The sequence below is a fragment of the Streptomyces sp. NPDC050418 genome, from assembly GCF_044458745.1.
Lineage (GTDB): Bacteria > Actinomycetota > Actinomycetes > Streptomycetales > Streptomycetaceae > Streptomyces.
Genome location: NZ_JBITIG010000001.1, coordinates 557,350 through 573,883, shown reverse-complemented (window position 1 = coordinate 573,883; position 16,534 = coordinate 557,350). Strand labels below are relative to the sequence as shown.

Here is a 16,534-nt window from a genome sequence, read left to right as displayed (position 1 = left end):
TGCGACTGAGGTGAGCCGGGGCGGGCGGTCAGTTGTGTGAGGCCTGTGACCTGCGGAGGGCGAGTGTTCGGCGGAACGAGATTTGATGTGCTCGTAACGTTGCGTATTCCGAACGTGCTTGACCGTAGTCGTCAACAGGTTGTTGACTGCTGGCTCCCCGTCGTCGACGCGAGAGCTGGGCATGTCACCCCACACCGATCCGCTCGCCCCCCTCGACCTGGCGTTCTGGAACATCGAGTCCGACGCGCACCCCATGCATCTGGGCGCCCTGGGTGTCTTCACCGGCGAAGCACCCGGGGCCGCCCGGCACGCGGCCGACCTGCTCATGTCCCGCGCCCCGCAGGTCCCCGGCCTGCGGATGCGGATCAGGGACGTCTGGTACGGCGCCGGGGGAGCGGTCCGCGAACCCGCACCCCGCTTCGACCCCGCCGAGCACGTACGACTGGCGGCAGCCACGGACGACTTCCACGCCGCGGCCGGCGCGCTCATGGAGCGCCCCCTCGACCGCTCCCGCCCGCCCTGGGAGACGCACGTCCTGCCCGGCGCGGACGGTGTCACCTTCGCGGTGCTCTTCAAGTTCCACCACGCGCTCGCCGACGGACTGCGCGCGCTGACCCTGGCGGCCGGCGTGATGGACCCCCAGCCGGAGTTCGCGGCCCGCGTGCCGCGTCCCGCCGAGCCCGCTGCCGCGGACGGTCTCCTCTCCCGGCTGCTCCGCCCGCAGGCACTGCCCGGCGAGATCCGCCGCCGGCTCGACTCCGTCGGCCAGGCCCTCGACATCGGCGCCTCGGTGGCCAAGGCGACCTGGGACGTCCGCTCGGCCCCGGCCCTCGCCTCCGGGCCGACCGGCACCCGCCGCACCGCCGGGGTCGCCCTGGACCTCGACGCCGTCCAGCGTATCCGCAAGACGACCGGCGGCACCGTCAACGACGTCCTGATCGCCCTGGTCGCCGGAGCGCTCCGGTCCTGGCTGAACGAGCGCGGCGAAACCGCCGAGGCCATACGGCCCCGCGCCCTCATCCCCGTCTCCCGCCGCCGCCCCCGCTCCCACCAGCCGCAGGGCAACCGGCTCTCCGGCTACCTCATCCGCCTCCCCGTCGACGAACCCGACCCACTCGCGCGCCTGCGCACGGTCCGTGCCGACATGGACCGCAACAAGGAGGAGGGCGCCCACCGGGGCGCCGGCGCGGTCGCGCTCCTGGCCGACCACGTCCCGCCGCTCGGCCACCGGCTCGGCGGCCCGTTCGTGGCCCAGGCGGCGCGGCTGCTCTTCGACATCCTCGTCACGAGCGTCCCGCTGCCCAGCCTGGGCCTGCGCCTTGCGGGCTGCCCGCTGACGGAGGTGTACCCCTTCGCACCGCTCGCCCAGGGCCAGTCCCTGGCCGTGGCGATCTCCACGTACCGCGGACGGGTGCACTACGGCCTCGTGGCGGACGCGGAGGCCGTCCCGGACCTGGAGCGTCTCGCCGAGGCGCTGCGCGACGAGGTACGGGCACTGGCCGAGGCGGCCGACTCCGCGGAGGGCCCCTGAGCGGGCCTTCGGGGCCACACACGGCGCGCGGCCCCTCACCCCGAGTCACCGTTTTCGTGAGCGGTTTGGAAACCGGCACCCCCGCTCCGTAAAATCCACTCTTTGGATACTCAGCGGCGCCGGTGCGCCCGGACCCGTACGAGGAAACAGCGGCGATGAGCGTGACCAGCGAGACCCCCGAGGAGCAGCAGCTCCAGGACTTCGGACCCGGTATCGACCCGGAGCGGCTCGCGATCTGCCTGGCCGTCCTCGAGGAGCTCGACGGGATCGACGTCGACCACCCCGACGCGATCACGGTCCGCCGGGCCACCGCCGGCATCTACCGGACCGTGAAGCAGCGCCGCCGCCAGGAGCGCCGCGCCGCGAAGACCGAGCACGACCGCACCGTCACGCACTCCACCGCGACGGGCTCCGCCGAGCGCATCGACGACGAGACGCAGGGCCTGCTGCCCAGCTCGTCCACGGTCGGCGAGATCGCCGGGATACTCCAGCGCCCGCGCTCCTGCTACGTCTGCAAGGCGCGCTACGTCGAGGTCGACGCGTTCTACCACCAGCTGTGCCAGAAGTGCGCCGCCGAGAACCGCGCCAAGCGCGAGGCCCGCGCCGACCTCGGCGGCAAGCGCGCGCTGCTCACCGGCGGCCGGGCCAAGATCGGCATGTACATCGCGCTGCGGCTGCTGCGCGACGGCGCGCACACCACGATCACCACGCGCTTCCCGAAGGACGCCATCCGCCGCTTCAAGGCGATGGACGACTCCGCGGACTGGATCCACCGCCTTGAGGTCGTCGGCATCGACCTGCGCGACCCGGCGCAGGCCGTCGCGCTCGCCGACCAGGTCGCCGAGGCCGGACCGCTCGACATCCTGATCAACAACGCCACGCAGACCGTGCGCCGCCTTCCCTCCGCGTACGGAGCGCTGGTCGACGGCGAGAGCGCGCCGCTGCCCGCGGGCGAGCTGCCCGCGCACCATGTCATCGGCGCCTTCAACTCCGGTGCGGTGGACGGCATCCAGGCGCTGCCCGCCGGCATCAGCGGCATGGACGCGCAGCAGGTCGCCGACCTCGCGCTCGTCGCCGGACACGCCAGCATCGAGAAGCACCGCGACGGCACCGCGATCGACGCGGGCGGTCTCGTGCCCGACGTCGTGCACACCAACACCTGGGTGCAGTCCATCGAGCAGATCTCCCCGGTGGAGCTGCTTGAGACCCAGCTGTGCAACTACACGGCGCCGTTCATCCTCATCAGCAAGCTGCGCGCCTCGATGGCCGAGGCGGCGGGCAAGGCCGTCAGCAAGCGCGCGTACGTCGTCAACGTCTCGGCGATGGAAGGGGTGTTCGGGCGCGGCTACAAGGGTGCGGGCCACCCCAACACCAACGCCGCCAAGGCCGCGATGAACATGGTGACGCGCACCAGCGCCGCCGAGATGTTCCAGACCGACGGCATCCTGATGACCTCGGTGGACACCGGATGGATCACCGACGAGCGCCCGCACTACGACAAGCTCCGCCTCGCCGAGGAGGGCTTCCACGCCCCGCTCGACCTCGTCGACGGCGCGGCCCGCGTCTACGACCCGGTGGTGCGCGGCGAGGCGGGCGAGGACGTGTACGGCGTCTTCCTGAAGGACTACGCGCCCGGCAAGTGGTAGGCGTGGGGCGGTAGTAGGGCATGTTGTGGCGCGCCGCGCCGCGCCGCGCCGCTCACGCGGAGCCGGGCGGTCTGCTCTGCCTGAGCTGCTCGTGCACCGCCGATGACCCGCCCTGCCAGGCCGCCCGCACCCGGGTTCCGCCGTCCACGAGCAGGTCCGTGCCCGTGACCCAGCGAGCGGCGTCCGACACCAGCCAGTGGACGGCCTCAGCGATGTCCTCCGGCTCGCCGATCCGGCCGAGCGGCAGGCTTTCGCCGAGCCGCTGTTCGGCGCCCTCCCAGACGAAGCGCGCCATCTCGGTGCGCACGAGTCCGGGCGACACCGCGTTCACCCTGACCCGCGGGGCGAGTTCACCCGCGAGCTGACGCGTCAGATGCAGCAGCGCCGCCTTGCCGGTCACGTACGCGCCGACGTTCGGCCCGACCCCGTGCGTGCCCTCGGTGCAGATGTTCACCACCGACCCGCCGTGCCCGCCCATCCAGGCCCGCCACGCCAACTGCACCAGCCGCAGCGGCGCTTCGACGTTCGTCGCGAAGGCGGCGGTCCAGCGGTCGGGGTCGGCTTCCATGAGCGGACCGTACGGCTGGTTCGTCGCCGCGTTGTTCACGAGGACGTCCAGCCGGCCGAAGGTGCCCGTCAACTCGCTTACGCAGGCGGAGAGATGAGCCGGATCGGCCACGTCGCCCGCGGTACCGCCCGCGCGGATGCCCGCCTTGCCCAGTTCGCCGACCGCCCTCCGTACCCCCTCCGGATCGCGGCCCGTGACCCACACCGCTGCTCCCGCCGCGCCCAGCCGGCGGGCGACGGCCAGTCCGATCCCGCGGGTCGCGCCCGTCACCAGGGCGGCCCGGCCGTCGAGTGCGTGCTGCTCGGCTCCAGATGTCATCCGCGTACGGTGACATGACGGACCGTCAAACGGCAGCCCCGTGCGCGCCCCGCTCTCCGTGCGCCGCGGCCACGAGCGCGAGCACCGGCCGCCAGTCCTCCAGGACCCCCGCGTTCAGCTGCGCCGCCCGCGCCGCGTCCTCGGCGTGCCGCAGCGCACTCACGTCCTCCGCGGAGTCGGGGGACCGGTCCGTTGCCATTGCGGTTGCATGAAGGCGTACGAGGTCGGCGACCCGTCGTCCGAGCAGGGGCCGCACCACTTCGGCGGCGTGCACGGCGCGGGCGGTCTCGTCGCCGCCCGGCCGCAGGAGCCGGCCCAGGGCATGGACGAGCCCCGCCACCTGGAGCTGCTTGTCGGCCGGGTGGGAGCGGCGCAGCAGCGCGGCGGTCTGCAGCGCGTGGTCGTGCAGATCCATCTCGTGCGGCAGGGTCGGAGCGCCGCCGCCGGGGGAGTACCGGACGTCCCGGCACGCGTACAGCAGATCCATCAGCTGCTCGACGGTGTGCACCGCCTGGTTCCTGGTGGCCGTCATGGAGGGCTCCTTCCACGGGGCCGGCAGAGCAGGGTGCGGACACGTGCCGGTGCTGACCGTCCGACAGAAGGACAGCAGGCCGTCCTGACGGCGAGGCGAATTCCGCCTGAACCTCACGCGGTGAGCCGTCGGACCGCCGTGCGATCCCCGCCCGAGGAGCCGCTTTGCGCCGTTTTCCCGGAGATGCGCGCAGATTTTGCCTCCCCATAGAGCGGGGGTCCGCTCATTTGGTTACTCTGTTCCGCACGGGCCGCAACAAACGGGTTCCACCACCACCCTTGGTCCGTCCTGGGACAAGCCGGTCACCACGGCTCGTCCCGCACGAAGTACCGGCGCCACCGCGACCGAACTGGCCAGAGCGATGCCCCACCAGGCGGCCGCGGCGCCCCGGAGCCCGGGGCGGTGCGACCCGGGGGTTACCCGACACATAAGGAGTCCGCGGTGACACCAGACAAGTCAAAGAGTGAGCAACGAGCCCCGAAGGAACGGCGCGACCGCGCAGGCCGCCGGCACGGGGACCAGCTGGGGAACCTGGAGGTGTGGGCGCGCTCGGCGCCGATCCGCCTCGCGGGGTACGAGGACGACCTCACCGAGTCGCACATTCTGCGCAGCGTCGACTGACGCACGCGGCACCCAGCACGAGCATCGGCAAGAGCACCTTCACGGGGCCCGGCGCCGCACCGCACACGGCGGGTGCGGCGCCCGGCACGGGAGTTTCCGGACATGACACGTTCATGAGGGCGGAAAGCGGACAGGGCACGGTGCGCCACGGCATCCTTGCAGGTGAACGTGCGTGTTGCGGCGGATGGAGCGAGCCGGCTGCGGCGGGTCCTGTTCAGTCCTGGTAGGCGGCTCGCTCACTGCATGGGGGCATGCCGAGCCCACGGCCGCAGCGCCTCCAGCTGCCCGGCCACATCGAGGAGCTGAGCCTCACGCCCCGGTGCGCCCACCAGCTGCACCGCGCACGGCGCACCGCCCGACAGCACGCCGAAGGGGATCGACAGGGCGGGCCAGCCTGTCAGGTTCCAGGTCGGGGTGAGTGGGGAGAAGCGGGTGTTGGCCGTGATGTTGTGCAGCCAGCTCCGCTCGTGCCACGGTGCCGCGGCCGGGCCGCGGCGGGCCAGGGACGGGGTGAGCAGGACGTCGTACTGCTCGAAGAACGGTGCGAGGCGTTCGCGCAGGCGGTCCCGTCCCGTGCCGCGCTCGACGCGCGCCACGAAGCGCTTGCCGAGTGCCGCGTGCGTGCGGGTGCGGCGGGTCAGGCGGGTGCGGTCGAGGGTGCGGGCGTCCACGTGGGTGCCCGCGGTCCAGTGCGCGAGTGCCGACGCGCCGAGCCAGAGCGGATACGGCGGGTCGGCGGGCTCGACCTGCTGTCCGGCCTCCGTGAGGACCTGCGCCGCCTCCTGAGCGGCGGTCCGCCAGGCCCGGGTGACCGGGACGCCCGCGAGCGGGCTGCGGGTGGAGACCGCGATGCGGAGGGAGGGCGCAGGCTCGGGAGACGGTTCGCCGGCCGTCGGAGGCAGTGTGCCGGACAGGACCGAGAGCAGCAGCCGGGTGTCCGCGACGGTCGTCGCCAGCGGGCCGTTCTCCGAGAGGCCGAACCAGCCGCCGCCGAGGTCCCGCTCCACGACATCCGGTCCCGGCTTGAGGGCGATGACCCCGCAGTTCGCGGCCGGGATGCGCAGCGAGCCCATGCCGTCGTTGCCGAGCGCCAGCGGCACCATGCCCGCCGCGACGGCGGCCGCGCTGCCGCCCGACGAACCGCCGGCCGTGCGGGAGGTGTCCCACGGATTGCGGGCCGTGCCATGCACCCCGTCCGTCGTGCCGAAGACGCACAGCTCCGGCACGTTCGTCAGGCCGACCACGATCGCGCCCGCCGCACGCAGCCGCGCCACCGTCGGATGGTCCGCTGCGGCCGGAGTGTCGGGCGTGGCGGCCGATCCGTTCCGGGTGGACTCTCCACGGACCGGCAGATTGTCCTTCACGGCCACCGGCACGCCCGCGAGCGGCAGTACGGCCAGATCGGCACGGTCCGCGAGCGCCTCCGCCTCGGCGAGCGCCTCGCGCGCCCGGACCCGGCGGAAGGCGCCCACGCGGGTGTCGAGCAGATCGATCCGGGCCAGATGCTCCGTCACCACGTCACGCGGCGAGGCCTTTCCGGCCCGTACGGCCTCGGATATCTCTGCTGCGGTCCGCCCTGCCCAGCTGCTCACGGTCGCTCCTGTTCCGCGCGCGTACTCCCGCGCTCGTGCTCCAGGGGAGAACTGTGGCGCCTCCCGTCCCGTACGTCGAGCAGCAGTTCCCTTGGCGTCGAGGGTGATCCGACCTCTCCACGAGCAAAACAAGATCCAAGCGGCTACGGGGTCTTGTGCCGCCGGATACCTCCGATGAATACTCGGGCTGGCCGCAGAGGACCGACACAAGGGAGCGCCGTGACAGGAGCAACCCCCGCCCGTATCACGGCAGTCGAAACCTTCGACATCCGCTTCCCCACCTCCACCGCGCTCGACGGCTCGGACGCGATGAACCCCGACCCCGACTACTCCGCCGCGTACGTCGTGCTCCGCACCGACGCCGACGACGGTCTGGAAGGGCACGGGTTCGCGTTCACCATCGGACGTGGCAACGATGTCCAGGTCGCCGCGATCGACGCGCTGCGCCCGTATGTGCTCGGCCGTCCCGTCGCCGAACTCTGCGCGGATCCCGGCACCTTGAACCGCGACCTGATCGGCGACAGCCAGCTGCGTTGGCTCGGACCCGAGAAGGGCGTCATGCATATGGCGATCGGCGCGGTCGTCAACGCCGTCTGGGACCTCGCCGCCAAGCGCGCCGGAGTGCCGCTGTGGCAGCTCCTCGCCCGGGCCGAACCAGCCTGGCTCGTCGCGCAGATCGACTTCCGCTACATCGCCGACGTCCTCGGCCCCGACGAGGCGCTCGCGCTCCTGGAACGCGGCCGCGCCGACGCCGACCGAAGAGCCGCCCGCCTGCGCGTACGCGGCTACCCCGCCTACACCACCTCGCCGGGCTGGCTCGGCTACTCCGACGAGAAGCTCACCCGCCTCGCCCGGGAGGCCGTCGCCGCCGGGTTCCCGCAGATCAAGCTGAAGGTCGGCGCGGACCTCGCGGACGACCTGCGGCGGATGCGGGCCGCACGCGCCGCCGTCGGCGAGGGCTACCGGATCGCCGTGGACGCCAACCAGCGCTGGAACGTGGACGAGGCGATCACCTGGACCCGCGCGCTCGCGCCGTACGACCCGTACTGGATCGAGGAGCCGACCAGCCCCGACGACGTCCTCGGGCACGCCGAGATCCGGCGCCGCGTCGCCCCTGTGAAGGTCGCCACCGGCGAACACGTACAGAACCGCATCGTGTTCAAGCAAATGCTGCAGGCCGGTGCCATCGACGTCCTGCAGCTGGACGCGGCGCGCGTCGGCGGCGTCAACGAGAACCTGGCGATCCTGCTGCTCGCCGCCAAGTTCGCAATCCCCGTCTGCCCGCACGCCGGTGGGGTCGGGCTGTGCGAACTCGTCCAGCATCTGGCGATGTTCGACTACGTGGCGCTCAGCGGCACCACAGACGACCGCATGATCGAGTACGTCGACCACCTTCACGAGCACTTCGAGGACCCCGTGGTGATCCGTGACGGCCACTACGTGGCACCGTCCGCGCCCGGTTTCTCCGCCACGATGCGCGCCGAGGCGCTCGACCTCTACCGCTATCCGACCGGCGAGTACTGGGCGAAGGCCCATCCCGCGCCGGTCCCCACCGAGCAGGATCCCCACCGGAAGGGAGCAGCGGCATGACCGACTTCGAGGGAATCAGAGCGGTGGTGACAGGCGGCGCCTCGGGCATCGGCCGGGCTGCGGCCGGACTCCTCGCGGCGCGCGGCGCGCGTGTCACCGTCCTCGACCTCGCCCCGGAATCCGTGCCCGAGCCCCTGCTCGCACGGAAGGCCGACGTCACCGACGACGCTTCGATACGGGCCGCGGTGACCGGCGCCGCCGAGGAGATGGGGGGCCTCGACGTCCTCGTCAACAACGCGGGGATCGGCGCCCAGGGCACCGTCGAGGACAACGACGACGCCGAGTGGCTGCGCGTCCTGGACGTGAACGTCCTCGGCATGGTGCGCACCGCGCGCGCCGCCCTCCCGTATCTGCGCGCCTCGCGGCACGCGGCGATCGTCAACACCTGCTCCATCGCCGCCACCGCGGGCCTGCCGCAGCGCGCCCTCTACAGCGCCTCCAAGGGAGCCGTGCTCTCGCTGACGCTCGCCATGGCCGCCGACCACGTCCGCGAAGGCATCCGCGTCACCTGCGTGAACCCCGGCACCGTCGACACCCCATGGGTCGCCCGGCTCCTCGACGCCGCCGACGACCCGGCCGCGGAACGCGCCGCGCTCGCCGCCCGCCAGCCCACGGGCCGCCTGGTCACCGCCGACGAAGTCGCAGCCGCCATCGCCTACCTGGCGAGCCCCGCGGCCGGCGCGACCACCGGCACGGCCCTCGCGGTCGACGGCGGCATGCAGGGCCTGCGGCTCCGCCCGGCGGCGTCATGATCGCCCGCGCGCGGCTCGCCGCCACCGACGTCCTGGTCTCGCGGCTCTCCTTCGGCGCCGCCCCCATCGCCGGACTCTTCGAACCGGTCGGCGAGGAGCAGGCGTACGAGGCCGTCACGGCCGCCTGGGACGCCGGCATCCGCACCTACGACACCGCACCGCACTACGGCCTCGGGGTGTCCGAACGCAGGCTCGGCGAGGTCCTGCGCGCACAGCCGCGGGACAGCTTCACGCTCTCCACCAAGGTCGGCCGTCTCCTCGTGCCGTACGACGGCGGCGGCGACGACCTCGCGGCCGGCGGCTTCGCCGTGCCCGCCACCCACCGCCGCGTCTGGGACTTCAGCGCCGACGGGATCCGGCGCAGCATCGAGGGCAGCCTGGAACGCCTCGGTCTCGACCACATCGACATCGTCTATCTGCACGACCCGGACGAACACGAGGAGTGGGCGCTGCGCGAGGGCTATCCCGCGCTGGAGCGGCTGCGCGCGGAAGGCGTCGTCGGCGCGATCGGCGCCGGGATGAACCAGGCCGAGATGCTCACCCGCTTCCTCACCGACACCGACACCGACGTGGTCCTGGCGGCCGGCCGCTACACCCTGCTCGACCAGATCGCCCTGGAGGCGCTGCTGCCCGCGGCGGCGGCGCGCGGGCGCAGCGTGGTCGCCGCGGCCGTCTACAACTCGGGCATCCTCGCCGAGCCCCGCACCGGAGCCACGTACAACTACACCACCGCACCCGACGCGCTTCTCACCCGGGCGCGGCGCATCAGACACCTCGCGGAGCGGCACGGCACCACCCTGCGCGCGGCCGCGCTCGCCTTCCCGCTGGCGCATCCGGCCGTCGCGAGCGTCCTGGTCGGCATGCGGTCGGCCGCTCAAGTACGGGACACCGCCGAGCAGTTCGCGCGTCCCGTGCCCGACGACTTCTGGGCCGAGCTCAAGGCGGAGGGGCTGCTCGGGGACGATGTGCCGGTGCCGGTGAAGGAGGCCGTATGAGAGTCGCGCTGCACACCCGGGTCCGCGCGGACCGGATCGAGGAGTACGAGGCCGCGCACCGCGAAGTGCCCGCCGAACTCGTCGCGGCGATCCGGTCGGCGGGCGCGCACGCGTGGACGATCTGGCGCAGCGGCACGGACCTCTTCCACGTGCTGGAGTGCGACGACTACACGGCACTCCTCGCAGCCCTGGAGAAGCTGCCGGTGAACATCACCTGGCAGGCCCGGATGGCCGGACTCCTCGACGTGGTCCACGACTACTCCGCCGAGGGCTCGGACGCCTCGCTGCCCATCGTGTGGGAACTGCCATGAACCCCTCGGGAAGAGTCGACGCCCACCACCACGTCTGGGACCTCACCGTCCGCGACCAGGACTGGATCACCGGCCCCGGCCTCGCCCCGCTCCGCCGCACCTTCACCCTCGCCGACCTCGCCCCCGAGGCACGGGCGGCGGGGATCACGGCGACGGTGCTCGTGCAGACGGTCACCGTGCGCGAGGAGACACCCGAGTTCCTCGCGCTCGCCGCGGACAGCGACCTGGTGGCGGGAGTCGTCGGCTGGACCGACCTCACCGCGCCGGGCATCGCCGACGAGCTGGCACGGCTGCGGGAACTCCCGGGCGGGCAGCACCTGGTGGGCATCCGCCACCAGGTGCAGGGCGAGCCCGATCCGGAGTGGCTCGCGCGTCCGGATGTACGGCGCGGGCTGCGCGCGGTCGCCGCGGCGGGCCTCGCCTACGACCTGGTGGTGCTGCCGCATCAACTGCCCGCGTGCGTCGCCGCGGCCGCCGCCGTGCCCGAGCTGACCTTTGTCCTCGACCACCTTGGCAAACCGCCCATCCGCGCGGGGGAGCCGGAAGCCTGGACGGTCCAGGTCCGGGCGCTCGCCGAACTGCCGAACACCGCCGCCAAGCTGTCGGGTCTCGTGACCGAGGCGGACTGGACGACGTGGACCACGGACACGCTGCGGCCCTATGCGGAGACGGCCCTCGACGCGTACGGGCCCGGGCGCCTCATGTTCGGCTCGGACTGGCCGGTGTGCCGACTGGCCGCCTCGTACCGCGAAGTCGCTGACACGGCAGGGGAGTTGCTGTCCGGCCTGGACGCGGGCGAGCGGGGTGAGGTGTTCGGCGGGACGGCGCGGCGGGTGTACGGGCTGGCGGAGGACTGACGCTCTCAGCGGCGCGTGGGCGTGGACTCCAGACGGGTCGGCGGCAGGAACTCGCGGACATACGTCCGGTGCCACCACGCGCCCGTCGCACGCAGCTCGCGCCAAGTGGTGTAGCGGTAGTGGTACACGCGAGCGCGGACGAAGCGCGGCGGTGCGTCGGGGAACGGGTTGTGGCGCAGCAGGCGCAGGGTGTCACGGTCGCCGTCCAGGAGCCGTTCCACGAACGGCCCGAACCAGCTGCGGGCGTACGCGGGGGAGAGCGCCGCGAACCACATCAGCCAGTCGAGCCGCAGATGGTACGGGGCGAACTGGCGCGGCAGCCGGGTGAGATCGCCGGGCTTGCCGTGGAAGTCGTACGCGCGCCACGCCGCACCGTCGGGCAGCGGGACGGGCTCGTCCGTGCCCTCGATCACGATCTCCTGGCGGACCCGGCCCACCGTGCCGAAGGCGCCGTAGGTGTTGACCAGGTGGAGCGGGTCGAAGGAGTAGTTCATCAGCTGGCGGCGCGAGAGCAGGTTGCGGGCCGGACGGTAGCTCAGGACCAGGATCACCGCCGCGACCGCGTACACCAGGACCTCGTACCAGAGCGGCAGTCCGGCGAGGGCCGGTGGGGCGCCGGTGAGCGGGGTGAAGTCGATCGCGGAGACGGCCAGGGCGATCGTCAGCCAGTTCAGCCAGGCGAAGTTGCCGGACAGGACGAGCCACAGCTGGGTGAGTGCCATCAGGGCGGCCGCGTACGAGGCGACGGGCTGTGGGGTGAACAGGAGGAACGGCACGAGCAGTTGCGTGACGTGGTTGGCCGCCGCCTCCACCCGGTGCAGCGGTCGCGGCAGATGGTGGAAGAACCAGCTCAGCGGGCCCGGCATCGGCTGTGTCTCATGGTGGAAGTACAGGCAGGTCAGTTTGCGCCAGCAGGCGTCCCCGCGCATCTTGATCAGCCCGGCACCGAACTCCACACGGAACAGGATCCAGCGCAGCAGGACGAGGATCAGAAGCGGCGGGGTGTGGTCGTGCGGTCCGAGGAAGACGGCGAGGAAGCCGACCTCGAGGAGCAGTGACTCCCAGCCGAAGCTGTACCACGTCTGTCCCACGTTCACGATCGAGAGATAGAGCAGCCAGGGGAGCAGCCACAGCAACATCCCCGCCGCGAGGGGCAGTTCGGCATCGAGGCCCGCGAGCAGGGCGAGCGAGCACGCGGCGCCCGTCCACGCGACCGCCGCGAACAACCGGTCCGAGTAGCGCAGTTGGAACAGGCTCGGCGCGCGCCGGAACGGGACCCGCTCCACGTACCGCGGGACCGGCAGCATTCCGCGCTCGCCGATCAGCGCACGGAACTGCAGCGCCGCCCCCACGAACGCCACCAGGTACACGGCCGCGAGCACCCGCTGGAACACCAGCCGGGCGAGCCAGTAATCGGGTGCCGTGAACCACTCCACGTCTTCATTGTGACGCCGCCGGGCCTGCTCAGGGCGGGTGCGGCCTCCTCGTGAGTGCGGTTGCGGGGCATTTTTCGCGCTTCACACAATGAGGAACGTACGGCCTAAGAACAGGCGGGAGAACGGCGTGCACTCACCGACCAGGCGCTATGCCATGGCCCTCGCGATATCCGGAGCCCTGCTGGTCGCGGGCTGCTCCGGCAGCAGCGAGAACGACGCGGGCGACACGGGCGACACGGGCAGCGACAAGGAGCTGTTCCTGCAGCCCGTGGCCGCGTCGGGCCCCGACCCCTTCACCGAGTCCACCGCGAAGGTCGCCGAGAGCCCGCCGCCCGTCACCCGAACGCCGCAACCCTCACCGACCGGCTCCGCCTCGCCCACGCAGGCGGGCATCCGCAGCGTCTCGGGATCCACCCCCGGCCTCTACGGCGGTACGCAGTCCGTGTCCAGCTGCGACGTCGAACAGCAGGTGCGGTTCCTCACCGGCGAGCAGGCGAAGGCGCGCGCCTTCGCCCAGGCCGCAGGGATCCAGGAGGGCGAGATCGCGGGCTGGCTGCGCGGCCTCACCCCGGTCCAGCTGCGCGCCGACACCCGCGTCACCAACCATGGCTACCAGGGCGGCCGGGCCACCAGCTACCAGTCGGTACTCCAGGCCGGCACCGCCGTCCTCGTCGACAACCGGGGCCTGCCGAGGGTGCGCTGTGCGTGCGGCAATCCGCTGACGCCGCCGGCCGAGCTGCGCAACGACGCCAAGCATCAGGGGCAGCCGTGGCGCGGCTACCACCCGACGACGGTCGTCGTGGTCAAGCCGTCGACGACGGTCATCAACAACATCACGATCATCAACGTCACCAACAACACGTGGATCGAGCGGCCCATCGGGGACGACGGCGACAAGGACAAGGTCGTGCCGCCCCCTGAGCCGAGCCCTACACCTCCGACGACGACGTCGCCTCCGCCTACCTCGCCGGAGCCGTCCACCAGCGAACCTACGCCGGAGACGACCGACCCGGACGAGGAGACGACCGACCCGGGCGAGGAAACGACGGACCCGGGCGAAGAGACGACCGATCCGGGCGAAGAGACAACCGATCCGGGCACCGACACCACCGCCCCCGACGACCAGATCACCGACTGCCCGAGCACATGGCCCACCCCGGCCGACCCGAACGACCCCCCGCCGACGCTCCCGGAGGGCTGCCCGCTCCCGCCCGGCCCGCCGCCGGTCCCGGACACCGGTGACCCGGACCTCCCGCAGGACCAGGACCAGGACCAGACGGACCGTACGGACATCCCGAGCCTCCCCGAGGACCAGACCGTCCCCGACGAGACCGGCCCCGAGTCCGTGCCCGACGTGCCCGATGTCGAGCCCGGCGAGGACTCCCCGTTCATCCCGGACGCGACCGCACCCGAGGGGTTCAGCGGCTGACCGGGCATACGGCGCCCCGCGGAAGCGGCCGCGCGCCGAGACCCGGCAAACCGTGGCAAAGTGGACGCATGTCCGACCCGGACCCGTGGCCCGCGACGCCCGAAACCATCCTCTCGCTGAACCGCACGGGCAGTTTCGACTGGAATCTCGTGAGCGGCGAGATGCACATGGACGCGGCGGCCCACGCCGTCTTCGACCTGAGGCCGGACGAGTACGACGGGCGCCCGGAAACGCTGGGGCCCCGCGTCCCGCCGCTGGAGGCCCGCCGGCTCGACTCCCTGGTCTCCGAGGCGCTCAAGAACGGCAGCTCGACGTACGGCATCTACTTCCGGCTGCGCCGCCGCGACGGCTCCCTGCGCTGGACCCACACGCAGGGCTTCATCCGGCGCGACGACGGCGGCGTACCGGTGCGGATCCTCGGCATCGTCCGGGACGCCACGGAAGAGCTGCTCGAATCCAACATCCGGCGCGAGCACGACGCCGAGACCCGGCGCCAGACCAGCATCGTCGAGGGCACCACGGCCGCACTGGCCCACGCCCGGACCGTGCAGGACGTGATCGACGTCCTCGACGAGACCCAGGGCCTCACGCACCTTGGCGCCGCGAGCCTGGTGATGGGCCTCATCGAGGCGGGCCGGGTCCATCTGGTCGCCGACGGGCCGCCGGGCGCCTTCGTACAGGGGACACGCTTCACCCGGATCGACGAGAACTACCCGATGAGCGAGGTCATCCGGACGCTCGCGCCGCGGTTCATCGAGTCGCGCGAGGAATTCGCCGGCTCGTACCCCGGGCTGTGGTCGCACATCAGCCATCTCAACGTCACCTCGGCCGCGTATCTGCCGCTCATCGCGCAGGCCCGGCCGATCGGCGCGCTCGGGCTTCTCTACTCGGACAAGACCGGCTTCACGGCCGACGAGCGCAATCTGCTCGTCGCGCTCGGCAGCAGCATCGCGCAGTCGCTGCAGCGCGCCATGTTCTACGAGCAGGAGAAGGACCTGGCCGCCGGCCTGCAGCAGGCCATGCTGCCGCGCACGATCCCCGCCGTCGACGGGGCGGACATCGCCGTGCGCTACCGCTCGGCGAAGCTCGGGCGGGACATCGGCGGCGACTGGTACGACGTGATCCCGCTGCCCGGCGGGAAGGTCGGCGCGGTCATCGGCGACGTGCAGGGGCACGACACCCATGCGGCGGCCGTCATGGGCCAGCTGAGGATCGTGCTGCGCGCGTACGCGGCCGAAGGGCACACACCCGCGACGGTCATGGCCCGTGCCTCGGTGTTCCTGCACGAACTCGACACCGATCGGTTCGCGACCTGCCTCTACGCCCAGGCCGATCTGACCACGGGTGTGGTGCAGCTGGTCCGCGCGGGCCATATCGACCCGCTGATCCGCGCCAACGACGGCACCTGCCGCCGCGCCCCCGTGTCCGGCGGGCTGCCGCTGGGGCTCTCGGCGGAGTTCCACCGGCTCGAATACCCCGTCACGACGCTGGAGTTCGACCCCGGCCAGACGCTGCTCCTGTGCACCGACGGCCTCGTCGAGCAGCCGGGCCACGACCTCGACGACGGGGTGCAGTCGCTCACTGTCGAGGTGGCCAACGGGCCCGCCGATCTGGACGCGCTCGCGGACCGGCTCGTCGAGGACGCGGACCGGCGCGGCGGGGACGACGACGCGGCGCTGCTCCTGATGCGCCGCCGCAGCTCGGACGCCCCGAAGGCGGGCGGCCGCCTCCGGCAGCATGTCGCGCCCAACGACCCGGCGGCCCTGCGCGAGGCGCGCCACATGGTCGGCGCCGCCGTGCGCGCGTGGGGGGCGGGCGACCGCACCGACGAGATCGAACTGGTCGCCGACGAGCTGGTCACGAACGCCCTGATGCACACCGAGGGCGCTGCGATCATCACGCTCCGGGTCCTGTCCGGGGCCGAACGCCGGCTGCGCGTCGAGGTCGAGGACACCTCCAGCGCCCTGCCGCGCCGCCGTGAGGCGGGCGAGGAAGGCGTCTCGGGCCGCGGCCTCCTCCTGGTCGACCGGCTCGCCGACGTCTGGGGCGTGGAGTCCCGGGGCAACGGCAAGGCGGTCTGGTGCGAGTTCATCGTCCCGGACCGCTCCACCTGACCCCTCGGCCGCAACTCCCCCTCCACCACCAGAGGTTCAACCTCTGCACGGCACAATCCAGCCGTCCCCAAAGGTTTCCCGTCCCGTTCCCGACGGCCCCTAGCGCCTTGACGTGGCCACAGCAATGCTGACGTGCGACAAATGCCCCAGGCGTGGTCCGCCGGACGCCTCCTGAGGGCAACTCGCCGTCACACAGGAGTAGTTGTGGGCTCGAGGAGCGCCAGACGCTGGGTCGTGCTGGG

Annotated in this window: 14 protein-coding genes; 10 read left to right on the top strand and 4 right to left on the bottom strand. The window is 72.3% G+C overall.

The features are described from left to right. The first annotated feature begins 181 nt into the window (after nt 1-181). Nucleotides 182-1,531: a wax ester/triacylglycerol synthase family O-acyltransferase gene (locus ACIBI4_RS02640; RefSeq protein WP_399201696.1), complete on the top strand. Its 1,350-nt coding sequence runs from the start codon at nt 182-184 to the stop codon at nt 1,529-1,531. A 155-nt stretch (nt 1,532-1,686) separates the two neighbouring features. Beyond that, a complete protein-coding gene (locus ACIBI4_RS02635; RefSeq protein ID WP_399201695.1) occupies nt 1,687-3,177 on the top strand; it encodes an SDR family NAD(P)-dependent oxidoreductase in 1,491 nt (496 codons plus the stop codon). A 52-nt stretch (nt 3,178-3,229) separates the two neighbouring features. On the opposite strand, the gene ACIBI4_RS02630 is transcribed toward ACIBI4_RS02635, so the two are convergent. Beyond that, complete coding sequence (locus tag ACIBI4_RS02630; protein WP_399201694.1) at nt 3,230-4,063, bottom strand: SDR family oxidoreductase; 834 nt, start codon at nt 4,061-4,063, stop codon at nt 3,230-3,232. A 25-nt stretch (nt 4,064-4,088) separates the two neighbouring features. Continuing rightward, complete coding sequence (locus tag ACIBI4_RS02625) at nt 4,089-4,595, bottom strand: hypothetical protein (RefSeq protein ID WP_399201693.1); 507 nt, start codon at nt 4,593-4,595, stop codon at nt 4,089-4,091. 441 nt (nt 4,596-5,036) lie between these two features. Here ACIBI4_RS02625 and ACIBI4_RS02620 point away from each other — a divergent pair, with 441 nt between their 5' ends. After that, on the top strand, nt 5,037-5,216 hold the full coding sequence (locus ACIBI4_RS02620; RefSeq protein ID WP_399201692.1) for a hypothetical protein: 180 nt from the start codon (nt 5,037-5,039) through the stop codon (nt 5,214-5,216). A 236-nt stretch (nt 5,217-5,452) separates the two neighbouring features. On the opposite strand, the gene ACIBI4_RS02615 is transcribed toward ACIBI4_RS02620, so the two are convergent. Further along, a complete protein-coding gene (locus tag ACIBI4_RS02615; protein ID WP_399201691.1) occupies nt 5,453-6,808 on the bottom strand; it encodes an amidase in 1,356 nt (451 codons plus the stop codon). A 219-nt stretch (nt 6,809-7,027) separates the two neighbouring features. On the opposite strand from ACIBI4_RS02615, the gene ACIBI4_RS02610 reads away from it, so the two are divergent. Genes ACIBI4_RS02610 through ACIBI4_RS02590 form a run of 5 tightly spaced genes read left to right on the top strand, consistent with a single transcriptional unit; the run spans nt 7,028 to nt 11,313 of the window. Then, nucleotides 7,028-8,398 (top strand): enolase C-terminal domain-like protein, encoded by a 1,371-nt coding sequence (locus ACIBI4_RS02610; protein WP_399201690.1) that lies wholly within the window; start codon nt 7,028-7,030, stop codon nt 8,396-8,398. Beyond that, on the top strand, nt 8,395-9,150 hold the full coding sequence (locus ACIBI4_RS02605) for an SDR family NAD(P)-dependent oxidoreductase (protein WP_399201689.1): 756 nt from the start codon (nt 8,395-8,397) through the stop codon (nt 9,148-9,150). The genes ACIBI4_RS02610 and ACIBI4_RS02605 overlap by 4 nt, the downstream gene beginning before the upstream one ends. Next, nucleotides 9,147-10,145 (top strand): aldo/keto reductase, encoded by a 999-nt coding sequence (locus ACIBI4_RS02600; protein WP_399201688.1) that lies wholly within the window; start codon nt 9,147-9,149, stop codon nt 10,143-10,145. Before ACIBI4_RS02605 ends, ACIBI4_RS02600 begins: the two co-directional genes overlap by 4 nt. Next, entirely contained in the window at nt 10,142-10,456 is a 315-nt protein-coding gene (locus ACIBI4_RS02595; RefSeq protein WP_399201687.1) for an L-rhamnose mutarotase, read from the top strand. Before ACIBI4_RS02600 ends, ACIBI4_RS02595 begins: the two co-directional genes overlap by 4 nt. Next, nucleotides 10,453-11,313 carry an amidohydrolase family protein gene (locus ACIBI4_RS02590; protein ID WP_399201686.1) on the top strand — a complete coding sequence of 287 codons (861 nt, stop codon included), beginning with the start codon at nt 10,453-10,455 and terminating at the stop codon, nt 11,311-11,313. Before ACIBI4_RS02595 ends, ACIBI4_RS02590 begins: the two co-directional genes overlap by 4 nt. Nucleotides 11,314-11,318: 5 nt before the next feature. On the opposite strand, the gene ACIBI4_RS02585 is transcribed toward ACIBI4_RS02590, so the two are convergent. Then, nucleotides 11,319-12,749, bottom strand: a complete 1,431-nt coding sequence (locus ACIBI4_RS02585; RefSeq protein ID WP_399201685.1) for a lipase maturation factor family protein — start codon at nt 12,747-12,749, stop codon at nt 11,319-11,321. Between the two features lie 127 nt (nt 12,750-12,876). On the opposite strand from ACIBI4_RS02585, the gene ACIBI4_RS02580 reads away from it, so the two are divergent. After that, nucleotides 12,877-14,178 carry a DUF6777 domain-containing protein gene (locus ACIBI4_RS02580; protein ID WP_399201684.1) on the top strand — a complete coding sequence of 434 codons (1,302 nt, stop codon included), beginning with the start codon at nt 12,877-12,879 and terminating at the stop codon, nt 14,176-14,178. Nucleotides 14,179-14,246: 68 nt separating this feature from the next. Then, complete coding sequence (locus tag ACIBI4_RS02575) at nt 14,247-16,292, top strand: SpoIIE family protein phosphatase (protein WP_399201683.1); 2,046 nt, start codon at nt 14,247-14,249, stop codon at nt 16,290-16,292. Nucleotides 16,293-16,534: the final 242 nt, after the last annotated feature.

Bases quoted from the DNA above. Each gene is read 5' to 3' on its own strand.
- ACIBI4_RS02640 (WP_399201696.1), top strand. From the start codon at position 182: ATGTCACCCCACACCGATCCGCTCGCCCCCCTCGACCTGGCGTTCTGG.
- ACIBI4_RS02635 (WP_399201695.1), top strand. From the start codon at position 1,687: ATGAGCGTGACCAGCGAGACCCCCGAGGAGCAGCAGCTCCAGGACTTC.
- ACIBI4_RS02630 (WP_399201694.1), bottom strand. From the start codon at position 4,063: ATGACATCTGGAGCCGAGCAGCACGCACTCGACGGCCGGGCCGCCCTG.
- ACIBI4_RS02625 (WP_399201693.1), bottom strand. From the start codon at position 4,595: ATGACGGCCACCAGGAACCAGGCGGTGCACACCGTCGAGCAGCTGATG.
- ACIBI4_RS02605 (WP_399201689.1), top strand. From the start codon at position 8,395: ATGACCGACTTCGAGGGAATCAGAGCGGTGGTGACAGGCGGCGCCTCG.
- ACIBI4_RS02600 (WP_399201688.1), top strand. From the start codon at position 9,147: ATGATCGCCCGCGCGCGGCTCGCCGCCACCGACGTCCTGGTCTCGCGG.
- ACIBI4_RS02595 (WP_399201687.1), top strand. From the start codon at position 10,142: ATGAGAGTCGCGCTGCACACCCGGGTCCGCGCGGACCGGATCGAGGAG.
- ACIBI4_RS02590 (WP_399201686.1), top strand. From the start codon at position 10,453: ATGAACCCCTCGGGAAGAGTCGACGCCCACCACCACGTCTGGGACCTC.
- ACIBI4_RS02575 (WP_399201683.1), top strand. From the start codon at position 14,247: ATGTCCGACCCGGACCCGTGGCCCGCGACGCCCGAAACCATCCTCTCG.